The organism is Caryophanon tenue (assembly GCF_001700315.1).
In the GTDB taxonomy this organism is placed as follows: Bacteria; Bacillota; Bacilli; order Bacillales_A; family Planococcaceae; genus Caryophanon; species Caryophanon tenue.
This window is the reverse complement of record NZ_MASJ01000024.1, coordinates 1-19,409: the sequence shown is the minus strand read 5'-3', so window position 1 is coordinate 19,409 and position 19,409 is coordinate 1. Positions and strand designations below refer to the sequence as shown.

Below are 19,409 nucleotides of genomic sequence, written 5' to 3'. Positions count from 1 at the left end.
TTTCGGGCGCTCTCTTTTTTAATGTTGGTCCTCATCATGTGAACCGAACATATATGTGCGATGGTGGAACTTCATACTGAAAATAAGACCGAGCGCTAGGGAAATCCCCATCATCGAACTACCACCGTAACTAATAAGAGGTAACGGAATACCTGTGATCGGAAGAAGTTGAATCGTCATGCCGATATTTTCAAAGACGTGGAAGGTAATCATCGCGATAACACCTGCACACACATATGAACAGAACGGGTCTTTTAATTCTAACGCAATTTTCGTTAAGTGATAGACAAGTAAAAAGTACATACAAATTACGAAGCTTGCGCCAACAAATCCCCATTCTTCTCCGATAACCGAGAAAATAAAGTCCGTGTGGTTTTCCGCAACATATACTTCACGCCCACCAAAGCCTTTACCAAAAATTTCACCAGAGCCAATCGCATTTAGCGAAGTAATAAGGTGGTATCCTTCAGAAGCGGCATATGAGTATGGGTCTAACCATGAGTAAATACGCGCTAGCTGATACGGGTCAAAGCCGAGCGTATTTTGGATGAAATCTTGTTTATACACAGCCATCCAAAGAAGTGCGCCCCCGATACCAGAAGCAGCTAAAAATACGGGCAAAATAATTTTCCATGTTACGCCACCAACGATAATAAGTGCAGCAGTAATGGCCAAGAATACGAGCGCTGAACCTAAATCAGGCTGCTGCATAATGAAGAATAACGGGATTGCGAGTACACCAAAAATTTTGGCTAGCAATAATAAATCCGAACGAATAGATTTATCGAGGTAATATTCATTATGCTTACTAATGACCCAAGCAGCCGCTAAAATGAAGAAGGTTTTCATAAACTCGGCAGGCTGAATGTTACCGATTGGTGTTGCGAACCAGCTTTTTGCACCGTTTACACGTAATGCAAAACTACCGGCTGGAATGACAAAAAGCATAAACAGTAAAAATACGCCGAAACCATATAAATACCATGTGAACTTTTTATATTGATTTGGCTCGAAAAACATGACGAAGGTGATAATAAACGCGCCAATTATATATCCGCGTAGCTGTAAAAATACAAAGTTTGCACTGTATTGTCCAGACGTTTGAGCAGATGAAATGGCCGTTAAACTAATGCACATGAAAATAAGCATGATAAAAGCAAGCGTCCAGTCAAAACGCTGCGCAAAGTTACGATTAGTTTCCAATTTTGAAAGCCACCTATAAGTAAAATTAAATGTATAAAATACAATACTGCTTATTATAACGTAAAAGTCCATCTTATGGCATTTTCGATTATAATAAATTTAAGACGAAAGTTAAGTAAAATTGTTTCAATTTTAGGAAGCGAAGTTTTATAATGAAAAGGATAGAAAGAGGTGAACGGATGTGGTGAAAAAAATGAGGTCATTTGATGAATACGTGCATCATTTTTATGTGCATATGGACGAAATCGGCAAGTTCGTCATTTTTAGTGAATTATCCATTCAACAATTTATCACATCGTTACAACAAGATAATCACCTTTTACTATTGAAGAGTCCATTTGAAGGACCAGCATATAATGGGCATACATATTTTGATTATGTACCTAAATCAGAAATACGTAGCTTTCAAAAGCAAGTAGCGGAGCAAAAAGAGGATATTTGCTTTATTGATTTTCAGTTAGAGCGTTCGTTAGACTTGTTAACGGCGAAAGAACAATCGGAGTTACTGTATTTAGCGCATAAGCGTGAGCCTATTATTTCTCCATTTTTTTATAAGTTAAATAATCGCTTCGTTGTATACGCATCCCCGTCAGAACGGCTCACGAAAGTGTTTTTCCGTTCGTTAGATGATACGGAGCTATTAGTGTCAGCGATTTTTAATCAACATATAGCTGAGCGAGAAGGAACAAATAGCTTTTGGCGACGAAAGCTAAAAAATCCAACGCCAGCCATTACACCGGAAACGTTACGAGGTTATCGTTCTTATGCGAAGGAAGGTGTGTTATTATCACTAGCGAAGCAGCCGAATGCGAAATCAACGTATGCGATTGAGCTACGAACACTCGGTGATAATTACGATTATCCAGATGAAATTTGGTTTGATTTACGAGAAATTTTACGACAAACTGCGGAAGAAACACTAATTGTGTCGTCGCAATAATATTAAATACAGGGGATGTGTTGTGGGACGTCCACGCACATCCACTTTTTATGTTCGGTAAGCATAATTTAGAGGAAAATGACCTAGTGAAATTTTTCTTTGTAATTCGCTGATTAGTGATAAACTATAGATACTTAATTTTTGGAGGTCTTTTCATGAAAACAATTCTCGGGCTATTATATGGCGGTAAGTCAGCAGAGCACGAAGTATCTTTATCGACAGCACGTGCTGTAATTAAGGCGCTAGACTTCAATCGTTATGAGGTGCACCCGATCTTTATTACATTAGATGGTGAATGGCGCGTAGGTAATGTGTTAACAGCGCCAGTCGAGACAATCGAAGAGCTACAATTTGCAGGCGAATCAAAACCAAATGATATTTCTGCATTTTTAACGAGCGGTGTGAAGTTTGATGTAGTGATGCCACTTTTACATGGTACAAATGGTGAAGACGGTACGGTACAAGGGTTTTTAGAAGTGCTAAATATTCCGTACGTTGGTAACGGCGTATTAGCATCATCAGCTGGTATGGATAAAGTCGTGATGAAGCAATTATTTGAAATTGCTGGTTTACCACAAGTACCATACATCAACTTCCTGCGTGTTGACTGGGCAGCAAATAAACAAGCCATCATTGAAAAGTGCGAAACAGCATTAACATGGCCGATGTTTGTAAAGCCGGCGAACTTAGGTTCAAGCGTCGGTATTAGTAAAGCGTCAACGAAAGAAGAGTTAGAACAAGCGATTGATTACGCACTACAATTTGACCGTAAAATCGTTGTGGAACAAGGCATCGTTGCGCGTGAAATTGAAACGGGTGTATTAGGCTATAATGACCCAGCTGTTTCAGTAGCAGGTGAAATTATTCCAGTGACGGATTTTTATGATTATGATTCGAAATATAAAGACGGCAATACAGCGTTAGAAATTCCTGCGAAAATCGAAACAGCTGTATATGACGAACTTAAAGAAATGGCGATTAAAGCATTTAAAATTTTAGACTGTTCTGGTTTAGTGCGCGCTGATTTCTTCGTAACCGCTTCGAATGAAATTTATATTAATGAAGTGAACACGATGCCTGGTTTTACACCGGTAAGTATGTTCCCATTATTATGGCAAGAAACAGGCGTATCGTATAAAGAATTAATCGACCGTTTAATTGCTTTAGCAATTGAGCGCCATGAGGAAAAACAACAACTACAATATACACAGAACTAAGTGAGGGTTTGACGTGAAAAAGACAGTTCAGCAGTTAGCAACATGGTTAAACATCGATGACCAAGCGTTTGGTGATGTGTTTGTAACGGGTGTTTCAATTGATACACGTACAATTGAGCAAGGAGATTTATTTATCCCGTTTCGTGGTGAGCAAGTGAATGGTCACCGCTTTGTAGAGCAAGCGATTGCTAAAGGCGCAGCAGCTTCGCTTTGGTTAAAAGATGAGCCGAATCCACCGGCGGATGTGCCATTAATCTTTGTTGATGATGCAGAAGAAGCCTTACAGCAAATGGCTCGTGCATATCGCAACGAACATGAAGCGACATTTATCGGCATTACAGGCTCAAATGGTAAAACATCTACAAAAGATATTTTAGCAAGTGCATTAGCACCGTTTTACAAAGTGCAAAAAACAATTGGTAACTTTAACAATCAATTAGGCTTACCGATTACGATTTTACGTCTGGATGAAGATACAAAAATCGCTGTTCTTGAAATGGGCATGAGTGGCTTTGGTGAAATTGAATTTTTAACAAAGCTTGCACAGCCACATTATGCAGTTATTACAAATATTGGTGAAGCGCATATGCAAGATTTAGGTTCACGTGCAGGTATTGCAAAGGCGAAATTTGAAATTGTGGACGGCTTAGTTGAAGGTGGTAAGCTATTTTATGATGGCGACGAGCCGTTATTAGTTGAGCGCGTTGCCCAAGCAACTCGACAAGATATTTCTTATATTAGCTTCGGTTTTGATGGTGAGCATGCACAAACAGCAACGAATATTCAAACGGTCGATAACGGCAGTCAGTTTGATGCAAATGGCGTTGTGAGCGGTGAATTTTTCATTTCGGTGCTTGGTAAACACCAAGTGAAAAATACGATGAGCACGATGTTAATCGCACATGAATTAGGCTTAACAGAAGCGCAAATTCGCGAAAGTCTAGCGCAAGTTGTGTTAACGGATATGCGTATGCAATTAGTAGAGACAGATAAAGCATTGTTTATTAATGATGCCTACAATGCAGCACCAACATCAATGAATGCGGCCATCGAATTTATGAAAACGACGACATTACGTGCTGATAAATGGCTTGTACTTGGAGACATGTTAGAGTTAGGTGATGACGAGCAAGCCTTTCATGAAGGATTAGCTGAAGCTATTGATGCAACTAAGATTGCGCGTGTTTGTTTATATGGTACACGTATGAAATCGTTAGCGGCGAAATTAGCACCGACATTTGGTGACCGCCTTATTTATAGTGAACAAGCGTATGAGCCGATTATTGACGATGTACGTGAACATGCAACAGCACAAAGCGTTATTCTTGTAAAAGCGTCACGTGGCATGAAGTTAGAACGTGTTATTGAAGCCTTTAAATAGGGAACAGAGTGTTAGCACATTATGTGCTAACACTTTTTTTAATGAGGTGAGTAAATGACGACAGGCGTATTATGTTTGCATGGCTTTAGTGGCGCACCGTATGAAGTGCAGCCTTTTGCCGATTATATAACAGCGCATACGGGATGGCTTGTCGCTGTACCAACGTTGCCTGGACATGGTGAAACATTGTCGATGAAAGGCTATACAGCTAAGCATTGGGTGAAAGCGGCGGAACTTGCGTATTTACAATTAGCGAAGCAAGTAGACGATGTGATTGTTGTAGGCTTTTCAATGGGTGGCTTACTTGCAATGCATTTAGTGAAAATCTTTAAGGTGAAAAAGTTGGTGTTATTAAGCGCAGCCCTTCAATATGTTAGCCCTGCGCAATTACTGAAAGATTTACGAGATATGCTTATATTGCTACGTCAACGAAAGCTACGCAATGATGAATTGTTTTTACGATACCAACAAAAAATTCGCCATGTACCGTTACGTGCCACGCTAGAGTTTACCAAAGTAGTTGCAGCGGTGAAGCCGTTTTATCAAACGATTCACGTACCAACGTTTATCGTGCAGGGTGCGCAAGACGGCATTGTGCCGGTCGCGACCGCAACGTTATTGTACGAAACAATTTCAGCGACTGAAAAAGAGTTATATATCTCTCAAAATGGTAAGCATCACATTTGTTATAGCGACGATTGTAGACAGTGGTTTTCTACTGTGCTTACGTTTTTACAAAAATCACCATTATCAGAACATTAAGAAAGTAAAGATCTTGAATCATTATCGTTGCAACGTTTTGTGAAGCATGTTATTCTATTCAGAGCAATGGATACATTTTGTGCGAAGACTCTTCATTTCATTGAAGGGTGCTTTTTTTTGAAATACGGTTTCATTCTTGTAGTACGAAACTTAACAATTAGAATTAAACCGTCCGGCAAAGACCGGGCTTTCCCTTTCATATAAGACGGCTCTGCGTTTTTAAGACAGAGAAATTTTAAAGTAACGGAAACGTTCCACATAGAGGCTCGAAGTTTGCCACAATTCATCTGAAAATGTAACCATTTGTCAACTTAAAGGAAAAAAGGAGATTGAGAAGTTTGACAAATTTTTCAGAATTTAATTTATCAGAATCTACATTACGCTCATTAGCACGTATGGGATTCGAATCAGCAACACCAATTCAAGAAGGTACTATCCGTTTTGCGATGGACGGCCGTGACGTATTAGGCCAAGCACAAACTGGTACTGGTAAAACAGCTGCATTTGGTGTACCACTTATCGAACGCATTGACCCAAAAAACCCAGCAGTTCAAGCATTAATTATTGCCCCAACTCGTGAATTAGCAATCCAAGTTTCAGAAGAAATTTATAAAGTCGGTTATGACAAGCGCGTAAAGATTTTATCAGTTTACGGTGGTCAAGAAATCGGACGCCAAATTCGTGCGTTAAAAAATAAACCACAAATTATCGTTGGTACACCTGGTCGTATTCAAGACCATATTAACCGTCGTACATTAAAATTAGACGAAGTACAAATGTTAGTATTAGACGAAGCGGATGAAATGTTAAACATGGGCTTCATCGATGACATCAATGCCATCCTTGAAAACGTGCCAGAAACACGCCAAACATTATTATTCTCTGCAACAATGCCTCCAGCGATTCGCAAAATTGCTTCTAACTTCATGAAAGATCCTGAAGAAGTGAAGATCAAAGCAAAAGAATTAACAATGGAAAACATTGAGCAGTTCTTCGTAAAATCAACTGAGCGTGAGAAATTTGATATTTTATCAAACTTAATCGACGTTCAAAAACCTGAGTTAGCAATTATCTTCGGTCGTACAAAACGTCGCGTAGATGAGTTATCTCAAGCGTTAACACAACGTGGTCACTCTGCAGAAGGTATCCACGGAGACCTTTCTCAAGCGAAACGTATGTCAGTATTACGTCAGTTCAAAGAAAATAAAATCCAAATCCTTGTTGCAACAGACGTAGCAGCACGTGGTTTAGATATTTCTGGTGTAACGCACGTATACAACTTTGATATTCCACAAGATCCAGAATCTTACGTTCACCGTATCGGACGTACAGGTCGTGCTGGTAAATCTGGTTTAGCAGTAACATTCGTAACACCACGTGAAATGGGTTACTTACGTATCGTTGAAGAAACAACGAAAAAACGTATGACACCATTACGTCCACCTTCAAAAGAAGAAGCTCTTGCTGGTAAGCAACAAGAAGCAATGGACACATTATTAAACTTAGTGCATGGCAATGACTTAACAAACTACAAAGTATTAGCTGAGCAATTATTAGCTGATAACAATGCGGTTGACTTAGTAGCAGCAGCACTTAAATCAGTAACAAACGAGCCAGATGCATCTGCTGTATCAATTACAGAAGAGCGTCCATTACCAATGCGTCGTGACCGTCAAGGTGGCGGTGGTGGCCGCGGTGGAGACCGTCGTCGTAGCGGCAGCAATGACCGTGGTGGAGACCGTCGTCGTAGCGGCAGTAATGACCGTGGTGGAGATCGTCGTCGTAACGAACGTGGCGATAGCCGTGGTGAACGTGGTGGCGCAGGCCGTCGTGAAGGTGGCAGCGGTGCTGGTCGTCGTAACGATGGTGGCGGACGTCGTCGTCGCGAAAGCAACTAATTTTGATAATTCCCTCGTATTAGCTTATGCTAATGCGAGGTTTTTTTATGGAAATGAAACAAAGTGAAGTGAAACATCGTATACTGAAACAGAGAGGACGTGAAACTGTGAGAAAACCACCAGCATATCAAATTGCGCGTAAAGCGTTAACTGTTTGGCGCGTATATGGCATGATTCAGACGATTGTCTTATTACTAATAGGACTTGTGATGGCGGTACTAACGAAAATGTTTGATTGGTCACCGTGGTTACATATCATTTGGTTTGGCTTGCCGATTTTATCTGCTATTTTTAGCGTATACTTATTTCCAAAATTGCGTTGGGAGCGTTGGCGCTATGAAGTGCGTGAACAAGAGATTGAAGTGCAACACGGTTTATTCGTTGTGAAACGTACATTAATTCCGATGGTACGTGTACAACATGTAGATATATCACAAGGCCCTATTTTGAAGCGCTATGACTTAGCCAATATTTCGATTTCTACAGCCGCAACGATTCATGAAATTCCAGCGCTTATTACAGATGAGGCGGATGAGTTACGCCAACGTATATCGTTATTAGCAAGGGTGGCGGAAGAAGATGTCTAATCAAAAATTTCGCTTGCACCCTGTATCAGCACTCATTAATTTTTTTAAAGGGCTGAAGGAAATGCTATTGCCGATTGTGATTATTTTCTTTACAAGTGGCGGTTTAGTCATTGACCCGACGGACCCAGATTTTTGGCCGAGTTTAATTCCGAAGCTGTTCTTATTGGTCGGTTTAATTATTATTTTATATGTAGGGATTGTAAAATGGCGTACGTACGTGTACTGGTTCGAAGATGAAGAGCTGCGTGTTGAATACGGGCTATTCGTTAAGAAAAAGCGCTATGTGCCATTCGAGCGTATTCAAAGCTTAAATTATAAAGAAGGTGTTTTTCATCGTTTGTTTAAGCTTGTCGCCGTGGAAGTCGAAACAGCAGGTGGTACGAGTACGGGTGCTGAAATAGCATTAACAGCCGTTACACGTGCACAAGCAGATCGTATTGAAGGCGAAATGCGCGCTGCGAAAAATCGTCTAAAGGCACAAGTTGTTCAAGAAGGTGAGGAACCGCTTGAAGAAGAAATGGAAGTAGAAAAAGTTATTCATCAAATGACGACGAAGGATTTATTATTACTCGCTTCGACATCGGGCGGTGTAGGGGTTGTATTAGCCGGTATTTTAGCAATCTTTTCACAAGTGAGTTCGTATATTCCATATGAAGCGATTTATGATGAAGTATCGACATTTGTGCGTGTTGGTACTGCATTTGTCATTAGTATTGTCGCATTTGCCTTTTTCCTTACATGGCTTATTTCAGTATTATTAACGTTTATTAACTATTACAATTTTAAAGTCGTCGAGTTTGAGAATAAAATTGTCATTACACGAGGTTTATTAGAGAAAAAACGTACGACCATTCCATTATCACGCGTACAAGGTATTCGCATTGTTGAAAACCCACTACGCCAGCCATTCGGTTTTGCGACAGTATTAGTGGAATGTGCGTCGGGTGGCGGTGATGAGCAAGGCATTTCATCGAAAATTAATTTGTTTCCGCTTATCAAAACAGCACAGATTGAACGAAAACTTGCACAAATATTACCGCAATTTACATTAGATGTGCCACTTACACGTTCACCGAAGCGTGCGATTCCGTTTTTCTACCGTTTCGATATTATGTGGATCGTGCCGATTATTGGAGCGTTAACGTATTTCTTCTATCCGTACGGTTTATTGTCGCTAGCACTCATCGCGATCGTAATGATTATTGGGCGTTGGCAATGGAAAAGTTCGGGATATGCTATTGATGAAGCACAGCTTGTCGTGCAGGGAAGAATCATTAGCCGTTCAACATTTTACTTAGAAAAGCACCGCATTCAATCGATGACTGCATCGCAAAGTTATTTCCAAAAGCGCCGGCATTTATCATCTGTTCTTGTAACGGTGATGTCCGGTATGAGTGGCACGCATGTGCAGGCGGTTCATCTAGAGCATGGAGATGCAGATCATTTACTTGCATGGTTTGACCGAGAAGAACCGCATGATGCTATTATGGACGAGCTATCTGAGCAGTAAAATGAAAAGACACAACGAACATCGTTAGACGATGCCCATTGTGTCTTTTTTTATTGCTGTCGTTTTTGTCGCCAAGCTAAAATTCGCTTCGGGTGCAAATAAACAAGCCCGATAATAAAGCCGACAAGCATGCCACCTAAATGTGCAGCGACATTAATATTTGGTTGTAAAAATGTCATGACAACACTAATCGCGATAATCGGTAAAATAATTTGTCGCAAAGCAGGCATCGTTTTACGTGTGTAGAAGACAAGTGCTGCATACGCACCGAACACGCCGAAAATCGCGCCTGATGCTCCAACGCTCACTGTGTAAAAATCTAAAAAGATATAAGTCGCGATATTTCCGAATATCCCTGACACGAAATAAAGGGTAATAAAGCGCATTTTCCCTAAAATACGTTCCATCTCAGGGGCGAATACGTATAATGAAAAACAGTTGAATAATAAATGGAAAAAGTCAGCGTGCAAAAACATCGATGAGACGAGACGCCAGTATTCTCCGTCGGCAATTAAAAAGTTTGCGCCAGCGCCCCAATTAAATAACTCACGTCCGATGTCAGGAATATACGTTACAATATGTACAATAATGTTTAATACGAGTAACGTAAAAATAACAGGGTAGAGCTTCATATACTGTTTTAAGTTTTCTCTACGATTAAACAATGGATTCCACCTCGGTTTCTATAACGGTATTATACATGTGAGACATGACAGTTGGAAAGAAGGAGCTATTATGATTAAAGGAATTGGATTAGACATTACAGAGTTAACACGGATTAAAAAAATTGTTGCAAGAACGCCGCGCTTTACGGCACGTATTTTAACGGCACGTGAACAAGCCATTTACGATACGTTATCGGAGCAACGAAAAATTGAATTTTTGGCGGGGCGCTTTGCAGCAAAAGAAGCGTATGCAAAAGCAAACGGCACAGGGATTCGAGCGGGCTGTGAATTTACAGATATTGAAGTGCTTACGAATGAATTAGGTGCGCCTGTTTTATATTTTAAAGGCGCTTTAGCGAATGGCTTTGTCAGTATTACACATTCAGAACAGTACGCGGCTGCGCAAGTGATATTAATTTCAGACAATTTAGTGGAGTGAAACATTCGGTGTGGTAAAATAGAGAAAAAACTACTTAGACGTTTAAGTATGTGAAAAAGAGGTTATATTGATGACAGTAGAACAGTACTTTCGACCAACAAAAGCGATAATCGATTTAGGTGCAATTCGTCAAAATGTGCAGCAATTAAAAGTACATCTTAATGAAGGCGTAAAAATTATTGCAGTGGTAAAAGCGAATGCCTATGGACATGGAGATGTAGCGGTGGCGCAAGCAGCACTTGAAGCCGGAGCGACAATGTTAGCGGTAGCAACAGCTGATGAAGCATTACATATGCGAAAGCACTTCCCACATGTTGAGATTTTAGTATTAGGTGCAACACCTGCTTATTTCGCACCATATGCGGCGAACGAACGTATTCGTTTAACTGTGTTTTCAACGGACTGGGTACAACAAGCAGCACCTTACTTAGAAGACACAACAGCAACATTAAATATCCATGTGAAAATTGATAGTGGAATGGGACGTATCGGTGTACGTACAGAAGAAGAGTTAAAAGCGTTAGAGGCGGCGATTATTGCACAGCCACGTATGCAAATTGAAGGGGTATTTACACATTTTGCGACAGCAGATGAGTCTCAAGAGGAGCTATTTCAGCAGCAGGTCAGCATCTTTTCTCAGCTGAAATCGTCTTTACAAGAGAAGCCGAAATATGTGCATGCTTCAAATACGGCAGCAGCGCTTATTAAAGACGCGACATTACAATTTGACGCAGTACGTTACGGTATTTCATTATATGGTTTAACGCCGTCTAGCTATGTAGCAAGCATTGAGCCATTCCCGTTACATCCAGCATTATCACTTGAAACGGAGCTTGTGCATGTGAAACAATTACAAGCGGGTGATTCAGTTGGTTACGGTGCAACATTTGTAGCGCAGGAGCCATGTTGGGTAGGGACATTGCCAATTGGTTACGCAGATGGCATGATTCGAAAGTTAGCAGGACAAGATGTGTTAATTGATGGGCAGCGTATGCCGATTATTGGACGCATTTGTATGGACCAGTGCATGGTGCTTTTATCAAAGCCATATGCAGTTGGTGAGAAAGTACAACTAATTGGGAAACAAGGAAACGAGCACATTACCCTTGATGAATGGGCAGCGCGTGTAGAGACGATTAATTACGAGATTCCATGTATTTTTACAAGCCGTATTCCGCGTGTATATCGATAAAGCACAATCAAAATTAGCTACATTAATGCGCGAATTGTCTAAAAGAAACAATTCCAACCTTTTCATTTGCTTTTTCGGATGTTATGATGAAAGGGAATTAATTAGTAGTTGGCTTGGTGGAGGTGCTAGATAATGTACGCAAAACAACTAGAATATGTAGAAGTACAACATGCATTAGCGGAAGACGAATGGAATGAGTATGACTATCGGTTAAAGCGTTATAGTTTTTCGGGTTTACCATGTGAACATAGTTTGAATAGTGATGAATCAAATCAAATGCGAGAAGCAATGATCAAGGGCTATATGGAAATGGCGAGCATTAACTTAGCAATGGCAGAAGAGTTTAACTATGCTGAGTGTGAAGCGACAGATATAGTGGAGCGTCTCGTAAGCGGGGGATGACAATTTGAACGTTAAACGTGGAGACGTTTTTTTCGCAGACCTATCACCTGTTGTCGGTTCAGAACAAGGTGGTACAAGGCCAGTATTAATAATTCAAAATGATATTGGAAATCGTTTTAGTCCCACAGTAATCATTGCAGCGATTACAGCGCAAATTCAAAAAGCAAAATTACCGACGCACGTAGAAATCGACGCCCAAAAATATGGCTTCGAGCGTGAATCCGTAATTTTGCTTGAACAATTGCGTACGATTGATAAATCGCGGCTAACGGACCGCATCACACATTTAGATCAAGATTTAATGAAACGAGTGGATGATGCGCTTCGAATTAGTTTGGGGCTAGTTAAATTTTAAATATACATAGTAACAAGGCATCGGTAGTATGGAATACTCCCGGTGCTTTTTTACAATAAATTTTCAAAAAATAAATTCAAACGAATTTCATTGAAAAGTGGAATGTAGTAATATGCTATAATTATAAAGAGAAATTGCGTATTTAAGACGGAATTGGGGGCATGGAAATGACAAAAAAGTCCTCAGTAGAAATTGTAACTGAGTGGGATATTGTAGCTGTGCGTCAATTAGGTAGAAACGAAGCGAAAGAAATTGGTTTCGGTACAGTTGACCAAGCGCGTATTACAACGGCTATTAGTGAGCTAGCACGAAACATTTATTTATATGCAAAAATCGGTGAAATCGAAATTGAACGGCTAGAACAAGATGGCAAGAAAGGGATTGCCATTATTGCAAAAGACCAAGGCCCAGGTATTAGTGATATTCGAAAGGTGATGGAGGATGGTTATTCTACATCAGGTGGTTTAGGTGCAGGTCTTCCTGGGGTAAAACGCTTGATGGACACCATTAAGCTGGAATCTGAAGTTGGTGAAGGTACAGTAATACGAGCAGAAAAGTGGTTACGTTATTAAAGGGGGAGCATCAGCTTGAAAGAATTGCAGAAGCAATATACTAGAATTTTAGCTGATTATATTGAAGAACAAACGGAACGCAATTTATATATTGGTCAAAATTTCATACGTCAATTGTTGCAAAAAAATGTGGCTCCAGAAGAAGTGATTCATATTCATAAATCAGCGGTAGAGGAAATTATTGATGAATTTCCAGATGAATTGCGTTATGCATACGATTTTTTAATCGAAGTGATGGTTCATTATGGCTTAGCGTTAAGTGAGCATAAAAGTTTGCTACAGCAACAAGAAGAGATACAAATGGAATTGCAAGTGGCCACAAATATTCAAAATATGATTTTAAAGTCAACGAGGCCGAGTATTTCGGGTGTCGATGTTGGTGTCATCTCTGTACCTGCTCGAAAAATGAGTGGTGATTATGTACATTTCGTTGAAGATCACGAAAAGTATGTAGGTGTAGTTGTTGCGGATGTTGTTGGAAAAGGCATTCCTGCCGCACTTTGCATGTCGATGGTGAAATACGGTATGGATAGTTTAGAGCATTCTGAAAGTGAGCCTTCTCATGTGTTGGAAGTTATTAATCGTATCGTTGAGAAAAGTGTTGATGATACGATGTTTGTATCGATGTTTTATGGTCGATACGATGTGGAAAAATCGATATTCTCATATGGATCAGCAGGGCATGAACCAGCGCTTTATTATGAAGCAGCGACGGATACCTATCATGAATTGTCAGCAAAAGGTTTATTGTTAGGGATCTTACCAGAAGGCAACTATCAACAAAAAGAAATTCAACTGATGGAAGACGATTTAGTCATTATGATGACAGATGGTGTGACCGAAATCCGTACGAATTTAGAGATGGATGCGATTGCGAAAATTACATCGATTGTAAGTACACATCGTAACGAATCGGCACAGCACATTGTTGACTGTGTGTTTAAAGAACTAGAAAAGCTACAAGAGTTCGAATTAAGCGATGATTTTACACTTGTTATTTTAAAAAAAATATAAATAAAGGTTTATGTCTCATGTGAATGGGTAAAAGAAACCGAATACGGAGGTGTCTTGAGAGATGAATATTATTTTCCAAATAGATTTATCGAAATTAAATTATATGGATAGTACAGGTTTGGGTGTCTTTGTCGGTTTTTATAAACGTGCGAAGCGTGAACAAGCGAATGTTAAACTAGTCGGGTTATCAGCTCGTTTACGCCGACTGTTTGAAATTACAGGATTAAGCGATTTAATGGAAATTGAAAAAGATAAGAAGGTGGAAGTAAGCAATGAAGGCATTTGACTACATTGAAATTAGAATTCCAGCAAAACCACAATATGTGAGTGTAGCGCGTCTTGCTATTTCTGGTTTAGCCGCTCGTATCGGTTTTTCTTATGATGATATTGAAGATCTGAAAATTGCATCAAGTGAAGCAGTAACAAATGTTGTTCAACATGCATACGCTGAAGATGAAGAGGGCGACGTTGTGATTGGTTGTGCTCTGTATGATTCACGTATGGAAATTATGGTAGCAGACTATGGCAATAGCTTCAGCTTTGAAGAAATTAAAGAAAAGGTTGGCCCGTATCACGATGAAGAAACAATTACCGGTGTGCGTGAGGGTGGACTAGGACTTTATTTAATGGAAACGCTAATGGATGAAGTAAAGGTAAATAATGAAGGTGGAGTTACTGTTTTCATGACAAAATATGTCGCGCGAGAGCAGGTGGAAGAAAATGTCGAAAGAATCACCACATAAAAATTCTTCCAAAGAAGAAGTCCTTCAGTGGATTGCGGACTATCAAGCAACACAAAGTGATGAAGCACAAACCAATTTAGTCGTCCATTATCGCTATTTAGTAGAGTCAATTGCGCGTAAATATTCAAATGGTAAGTCCTATTATGATGATATTGTGCAAGTAGGTATGCTCGGTTTACTTGGTGCGATTCGTCGCTTTGACCCAGATTTTGGGCGAAGTTTCGAAGCGTTTGCTGTACCGACAATTGTTGGAGAAATTAAACGCTTTTTACGCGATAAAACATGGGATGTGCATGTGCCACGTCGTATTAAAGAGTTAGGACCGCGTATTAAAGCAGCAGCAGAAACATTAACGACGGAATTGCAACGTTCTCCATCGATTAGTGAAATCGCAACCCATTTAGAAGTAGAAGATGAAGATGTGTTAGAAACGATGGAGATGGGACGTAGTTATCAAGCGTTATCGATGGATCACTCAATTGAATCAGATTCTGATGGCAGTACGGTTACATTATTTGATGTCATCGGAAGAGAAGATGATGGTTTTGAAATGACAAATCGTCGCATGATTGTTGCAGATGCAATGAATGTTTTATCTGATCGTGAAAAGAAAATTATTCAGCTTACATATTTAGAACAAATGAGCCAAAAGGAAGCTGGAGAACGATTGGGCATTTCACAAATGCATGTGTCGCGTATTCAGCGAAAAGCTATTAAAAAATTACAAGATGCCATTGCTGCGAGTGACAGCGGTGTATCATTATAAAGAATGCTGAGGTGTAAGAGAATTTCTTGCATCTTGGCGTTTTTTTATGTGTTATGGAACGTGCTACAATAATAGGTGAAACAGAAAGGATGATTCGATGGAAAACACAGCAATCGTTCAGCGTATTGCGCAAGTAACAGCGTGTACGCCAAAGCAAACGCAAGCAGTTATTCAACTATTAGAAGATGGTAATACCGTACCATTTATTGCCCGTTATCGAAAAGAAGCGACAGGCTCGCTCGATGAAGTGCAAATTAAAGCCATTGAAGACCACTATCATTACATACAACAATTAGAACAACGAAAAGAAGAAGTGCTACGTTTAATTGATGAACAGCAAAAGTTAACGCCAGAGTTAGCAGAAGCGATTCAAAAGGCGACTGTATTACAACGCGTTGAAGATTTATATCGGCCGTATAAGCAAAAGCGCCGTACGAAAGCGACTATTGCAAAAGAGCGTGGATTAGAGCCATTAGCAGATGCACTTGCTACATTACAAAAAGTAGCAGTTGCTCCGTTAGCCGAGCCTTTTTTAACGGAAGGTGTAGAAACGATTGATGCTGCGCTAGAAGGTGCGCGTGATATTTTAGCAGAACGTATTGCAGATGATGCATCGTTACGTGAGCAATTGCGTGTTTTAACACGTAAATATGGGGTCGTGACGACATCTGTAAAAGATGCGGCAGCAGATGAGAAGAAAATTTTTGAAATGTACTACGCATATGAAGAACCAGTTGCACGTATTGTACCGCACCGTATTTTAGCGATGAATCGCGGAGAGCAAGAGGATGTATTAAAAGTATCGATTCAAGCACCATTCGATAAAATGATGACGGCGATGGAACGTCGCTTCATTGCGAACGCATCTACAAATGAAGTAACAGCGCAAATGATGCTTGCGATTGAGGATAGCTATAAACGTTTAATTCAGCCATCTATTGAACGTGAAATTCGGAATGAGTTAACGGAAAAAGCGGAGGCACAAGCCATTCACATTTTCTCGGAAAACTTACGTAGTTTATTATTACAGCCACCAATGCGCGGTAAGGTTGTATTAGCAGTAGACCCTGCTTATCGTACAGGCTGTAAATTAGCGGTAGTAGATGAAACAGGGAAAATGCTAGAAGTGTCGACGATTTATCCACATCCACCAAAGCCAAAAAAGCAAGAAGCAAAGGATGCAATTGCACAAATTTTAGCGAAGTATCCGGTGAGCATTATTGCGATTGGGAACGGTACAGCCTCTCGTGAAACAGAACAATTTATTGCGGAATGTTTAAAAAATGTGACCGGTGTTTCGTATGTTATCGTTAACGAAGCGGGCGCATCGGTTTATTCAGCTTCAGACACTGCGCGCGCGGAGTTCCCAGACTTACAAGTGGAACAACGCAGTGCGGTGTCCATTGCAAGACGTTTACAAGACCCGTTATCAGAGCTTGTAAAGATTGACCCGAAAGCAGTTGGTGTTGGGCAATACCAGCATGACGTTTCGCAAAAAAAGTTATCGGAGTCATTAACGTTTATAGTAGAAACAGCTGTTAACCAAGTGGGTGTAAACGTAAATACAGCTTCAGCATCGCTTTTACAGTATGTATCAGGCTTATCGAAAACTGTTGCAGAAAATATTGTTGCGATGCGTGAAGAAGTCGGACAGTTTACAGCACGTACGCAGTTAAAGAAAGTGCCACGCTTAGGCGCAAAAACATATGAGCAAGCAATTGGCTTTTTACGTATTGTTGATGGTAAGAATCCACTTGATGCTACAGGTATTCACCCAGAAAGCTATGCGATTGCTAAAGAAATTTTAACTATGGCACATGTCGATGCAAAAGAAGTAGGTACAGCCGCTGCAGAGCAACGAATTGCGCAGTTAGATGTAGCTACGTTAAGCGAAGCGTTACAAGTAGGCGAAATTACGGTTCGAGATATTGTTGAGACATTGCAGAAACCGGCACGGGACCCACGTGATTCTTTCCCACAGCCTTTATTGAAAACAGATGTATTAAAGATGGAAGATTTAAAAGTAGGAATGGAATTACAAGGGACAGTTAGAAATGTGGTGGATTTCGGTGCCTTTATTGATATCGGTGTAAAACAAGATGGGCTTGTACACATTTCGAAATTACGTAAGCCATCTAAGCAACGTATTAAACATCCACTTGAGATTGTATCGCTTGGGGATATTGTAACTGTCTGGGTAGATAGCATTGATGTAGTAAAAAATCGAATTGCTTTAACAATGATTAGCCCGGTACAAGAGTAGGAGGGAACGATAGTGGATAATGAAGCACTACAGTTATATGTAGAGCAACTATCCGAGCAAGCATTTGGTAAACCATTTCTTCACCGTGCTATATTTAATCCGCGTTTACGTACAACTGGTGGGCGTTATATGCTGGCAACGCATCATATTGAGATTAATAAAAAGTCATTCGAGCAATTTGGAGAAGCGGAACTTCGTGGCATCGTATTGCATGAGCTTTGTCATTACCACCTTCATATAGAAGGGAAAGGGTATCAACATCGAGATGAAGATTTTCGACAGTTATTAAAAAAAGTAGGCGCCCCTCGTTTTTGTTCAACGTTAGGGACGACTAAACAACCTAATCGCAAACAGCATTTTTATCGTTGTGTATCATGTTCTAAACGTTATATTCGTATAAAGAAAATAGACGTGAATAGATACTTTTGTGGGAATTGCCATGGTGTTTTAATGTATGAAGGGGCTTCTAGACGTTGATAAATCAATGTTTAGAAGTTTTTTATAAAAAGATTATAAAAAAGTGTTGACCTTTTGTTGAGGTGTCTCTATAATAATAAAAGTCGACAACATACGTCGCAAACGAAGTATCATTATTCCGAAGTAGCTCAGTTGGTAGAGCATCCGGCTGTTAACCGGCAGGTCGCAGGTTCGAGTCCTGCCTTCGGAGCCATAATGGCCCGTTGGTCAAGTGGTTAAGACACCGCCCTTTCACGGCGGTAACACGGGTTCGAATCCCGTACGGGTCACCACTTAAATAAAATATTGTAAATGTTTGGTCCCGTGGTGTAGCGGTTAACATGCCTGCCTGTCACGCAGGAGATCGCCGGTTCGATCCCGGTCGGGACCGCCATTCGTTGGGGTATAGCCAAGCGGTAAGGCAGCGGATTTTGATTCCGTCACGCCCAGGTTCGAATCCTGGTACCCCAGCCATTTACGTGCCATTAGCTCAGTTGGTAGAGCATCTGACTTTTAATCAGAGGGTCGAAGGTTCGAGTCCTTCATGGCACACCATCTTCTTTTTTTGTTTTTACATAAATTGAATGCGGTCGTGGCGGAATGGCAGACGCGCTAGGTTGAGGGCCTAGTGGTGGTTTACACCGTGGAGGTTCAAGTCCTCTCGGCCGCACCAATCTTACAAAATTAAAATATGCGCCCGTAGCTCAATTGGATAGAGCGTTTGACTACGGATCAAAAGGTTGTGGGTTCGACTCCTGCCGGGCGCGCCATATATGCGGGTGTAGTTTAGTGGTAAAACCTCAGTCTTCCAAACTGATGTTGTGAGTTCGATTCTCATCACCCGCTCCATCTTTTAAAAAGAATTTTAAAAAGATGTTGACACTTAAATAATGAAATGTTAAGATAAACGGAGTCGCTAAGGTGACTGCAACATGAACCTTGAAAACTGAACAACAAACGAGGATGAATCATAGTCGGTTTAACCGACAAAATTATGACATCTTAAATGATGCCAGCAACATCGAGAACTTCGGTTTGAGATGA

General features: G+C 40.4%; 19 protein-coding genes, 8 tRNA genes and 1 pseudogene. 26 read left to right on the top strand and 2 right to left on the bottom strand.

What is annotated here, in order from left to right; genetic code table 11:
* Positions 1–18: 18 nt before the first annotated feature.
* Positions 19–1,203 carry an FtsW/RodA/SpoVE family cell cycle protein gene (locus A6M13_RS11340; RefSeq protein ID WP_066546307.1) on the bottom strand — a complete coding sequence of 395 codons (1,185 nt, stop codon included), beginning with the start codon at positions 1,201–1,203 and terminating at the stop codon, positions 19–21.
* A gap of 193 nt (positions 1,204–1,396) precedes the next feature.
* Between A6M13_RS11340 and A6M13_RS11335 the strand changes: the two genes are divergently transcribed.
* The 7 genes from A6M13_RS11335 to A6M13_RS11305 all read left to right on the top strand — a co-directional run bounded on the left by A6M13_RS11335 (position 1,397) and on the right by A6M13_RS11305 (position 9,498).
* Entirely contained in the window at positions 1,397–2,143 is a 747-nt protein-coding gene (locus tag A6M13_RS11335) for a hypothetical protein (protein WP_083998343.1), read from the top strand.
* A 155-nt stretch (positions 2,144–2,298) separates the two neighbouring features.
* A complete protein-coding gene (locus tag A6M13_RS11330) occupies positions 2,299–3,360 on the top strand; it encodes a D-alanine--D-alanine ligase (protein ID WP_066546302.1) in 1,062 nt (353 codons plus the stop codon).
* A 13-nt stretch (positions 3,361–3,373) separates the two neighbouring features.
* The gene (locus tag A6M13_RS11325; protein WP_066546298.1) at positions 3,374–4,741 is read left to right on the top strand and encodes a UDP-N-acetylmuramoyl-tripeptide--D-alanyl-D-alanine ligase; all 1,368 of its coding nucleotides are present in this window, start codon (positions 3,374–3,376) and stop codon (positions 4,739–4,741) included.
* 54 nt (positions 4,742–4,795) lie between these two features.
* A complete protein-coding gene (locus A6M13_RS11320) occupies positions 4,796–5,503 on the top strand; it encodes an alpha/beta hydrolase (RefSeq protein WP_066546295.1) in 708 nt (235 codons plus the stop codon).
* Between the two features lie 338 nt (positions 5,504–5,841).
* Positions 5,842–7,401: a degradosome RNA helicase CshA gene (gene cshA / locus A6M13_RS11315; protein WP_066546292.1), complete on the top strand. Its 1,560-nt coding sequence runs from the start codon at positions 5,842–5,844 to the stop codon at positions 7,399–7,401.
* Positions 7,402–7,508: 107 nt separating this feature from the next.
* Complete coding sequence (locus A6M13_RS11310) at positions 7,509–7,988, top strand: PH domain-containing protein (protein WP_066546466.1); 480 nt, start codon at positions 7,509–7,511, stop codon at positions 7,986–7,988.
* Positions 7,981–9,498: a PH domain-containing protein gene (locus A6M13_RS11305; RefSeq protein ID WP_066546286.1), complete on the top strand. Its 1,518-nt coding sequence runs from the start codon at positions 7,981–7,983 to the stop codon at positions 9,496–9,498. Before A6M13_RS11310 ends, A6M13_RS11305 begins: the two co-directional genes overlap by 8 nt.
* Positions 9,499–9,548: 50 nt before the next feature.
* On the opposite strand, the gene A6M13_RS11300 is transcribed toward A6M13_RS11305, so the two are convergent.
* Positions 9,549–10,163 carry a rhomboid family intramembrane serine protease gene (locus tag A6M13_RS11300; protein ID WP_066546284.1) on the bottom strand — a complete coding sequence of 205 codons (615 nt, stop codon included), beginning with the start codon at positions 10,161–10,163 and terminating at the stop codon, positions 9,549–9,551.
* Positions 10,164–10,233: 70 nt separating this feature from the next.
* On the opposite strand from A6M13_RS11300, the gene acpS reads away from it, so the two are divergent.
* The 19 genes and pseudogenes from acpS to A6M13_RS11205 all read left to right on the top strand — a co-directional run bounded on the left by acpS (position 10,234) and on the right by A6M13_RS11205 (position 19,214).
* A complete protein-coding gene (acpS, locus tag A6M13_RS11295) occupies positions 10,234–10,602 on the top strand; it encodes a holo-ACP synthase (protein WP_066546270.1) in 369 nt (122 codons plus the stop codon).
* Between the two features lie 70 nt (positions 10,603–10,672).
* On the top strand, positions 10,673–11,794 hold the full coding sequence (gene alr / locus A6M13_RS11290) for an alanine racemase (RefSeq protein WP_066546268.1): 1,122 nt from the start codon (positions 10,673–10,675) through the stop codon (positions 11,792–11,794).
* Positions 11,795–11,926: 132 nt separating this feature from the next.
* On the top strand, positions 11,927–12,196 hold the full coding sequence (locus A6M13_RS16620) for a hypothetical protein (RefSeq protein ID WP_066546266.1): 270 nt from the start codon (positions 11,927–11,929) through the stop codon (positions 12,194–12,196).
* A 4-nt stretch (positions 12,197–12,200) separates the two neighbouring features.
* On the top strand, positions 12,201–12,551 hold the full coding sequence (locus A6M13_RS11280; protein WP_066546261.1) for a type II toxin-antitoxin system PemK/MazF family toxin: 351 nt from the start codon (positions 12,201–12,203) through the stop codon (positions 12,549–12,551).
* Between the two features lie 167 nt (positions 12,552–12,718).
* Positions 12,719–13,123: an anti-sigma regulatory factor gene (locus A6M13_RS11275; RefSeq protein WP_066546259.1), complete on the top strand. Its 405-nt coding sequence runs from the start codon at positions 12,719–12,721 to the stop codon at positions 13,121–13,123.
* Positions 13,124–13,138: 15 nt separating this feature from the next.
* Complete coding sequence (locus A6M13_RS11270; protein ID WP_066546256.1) at positions 13,139–14,137, top strand: PP2C family protein-serine/threonine phosphatase; 999 nt, start codon at positions 13,139–13,141, stop codon at positions 14,135–14,137.
* A 76-nt stretch (positions 14,138–14,213) separates the two neighbouring features.
* A pseudogene (locus A6M13_RS11265) lies at positions 14,214–14,423 on the top strand (STAS domain-containing protein); the annotation flags it as partial.
* Entirely contained in the window at positions 14,410–14,880 is a 471-nt protein-coding gene (gene rsbW, locus A6M13_RS11260) for an anti-sigma B factor RsbW (RefSeq protein WP_066546253.1), read from the top strand. The pseudogene A6M13_RS11265 and the gene rsbW, both read left to right, overlap by 14 nt.
* Complete coding sequence (gene sigB, locus A6M13_RS11255; RefSeq protein WP_066546248.1) at positions 14,858–15,646, top strand: RNA polymerase sigma factor SigB; 789 nt, start codon at positions 14,858–14,860, stop codon at positions 15,644–15,646. Before rsbW ends, sigB begins: the two co-directional genes overlap by 23 nt.
* Positions 15,647–15,743: 97 nt before the next feature.
* Entirely contained in the window at positions 15,744–17,909 is a 2,166-nt protein-coding gene (locus A6M13_RS11250; RefSeq protein ID WP_066546245.1) for a Tex family protein, read from the top strand.
* Between the two features lie 12 nt (positions 17,910–17,921).
* A complete protein-coding gene (locus A6M13_RS11245; RefSeq protein ID WP_066546242.1) occupies positions 17,922–18,386 on the top strand; it encodes a SprT family protein in 465 nt (154 codons plus the stop codon).
* 117 nt (positions 18,387–18,503) lie between these two features.
* Positions 18,504–18,579, top strand: a tRNA-Asn gene (locus tag A6M13_RS11240).
* A 4-nt stretch (positions 18,580–18,583) separates the two neighbouring features.
* A tRNA-Glu gene (locus tag A6M13_RS11235) sits at positions 18,584–18,658 on the top strand.
* A gap of 25 nt (positions 18,659–18,683) precedes the next feature.
* A tRNA-Asp gene (locus tag A6M13_RS11230) sits at positions 18,684–18,759 on the top strand.
* Positions 18,760–18,764: 5 nt separating this feature from the next.
* A tRNA-Gln gene (locus A6M13_RS11225) sits at positions 18,765–18,839 on the top strand.
* 5 nt (positions 18,840–18,844) lie between these two features.
* Positions 18,845–18,920 (top strand) — tRNA-Lys (locus A6M13_RS11220).
* Between the two features lie 31 nt (positions 18,921–18,951).
* A tRNA-Leu gene (locus tag A6M13_RS11215) sits at positions 18,952–19,038 on the top strand.
* A 20-nt stretch (positions 19,039–19,058) separates the two neighbouring features.
* Positions 19,059–19,135, top strand: a tRNA-Arg gene (locus A6M13_RS11210).
* A 5-nt stretch (positions 19,136–19,140) separates the two neighbouring features.
* Positions 19,141–19,214 (top strand) — tRNA-Gly (locus A6M13_RS11205).
* Positions 19,215–19,409 lie beyond the last annotated feature (195 nt).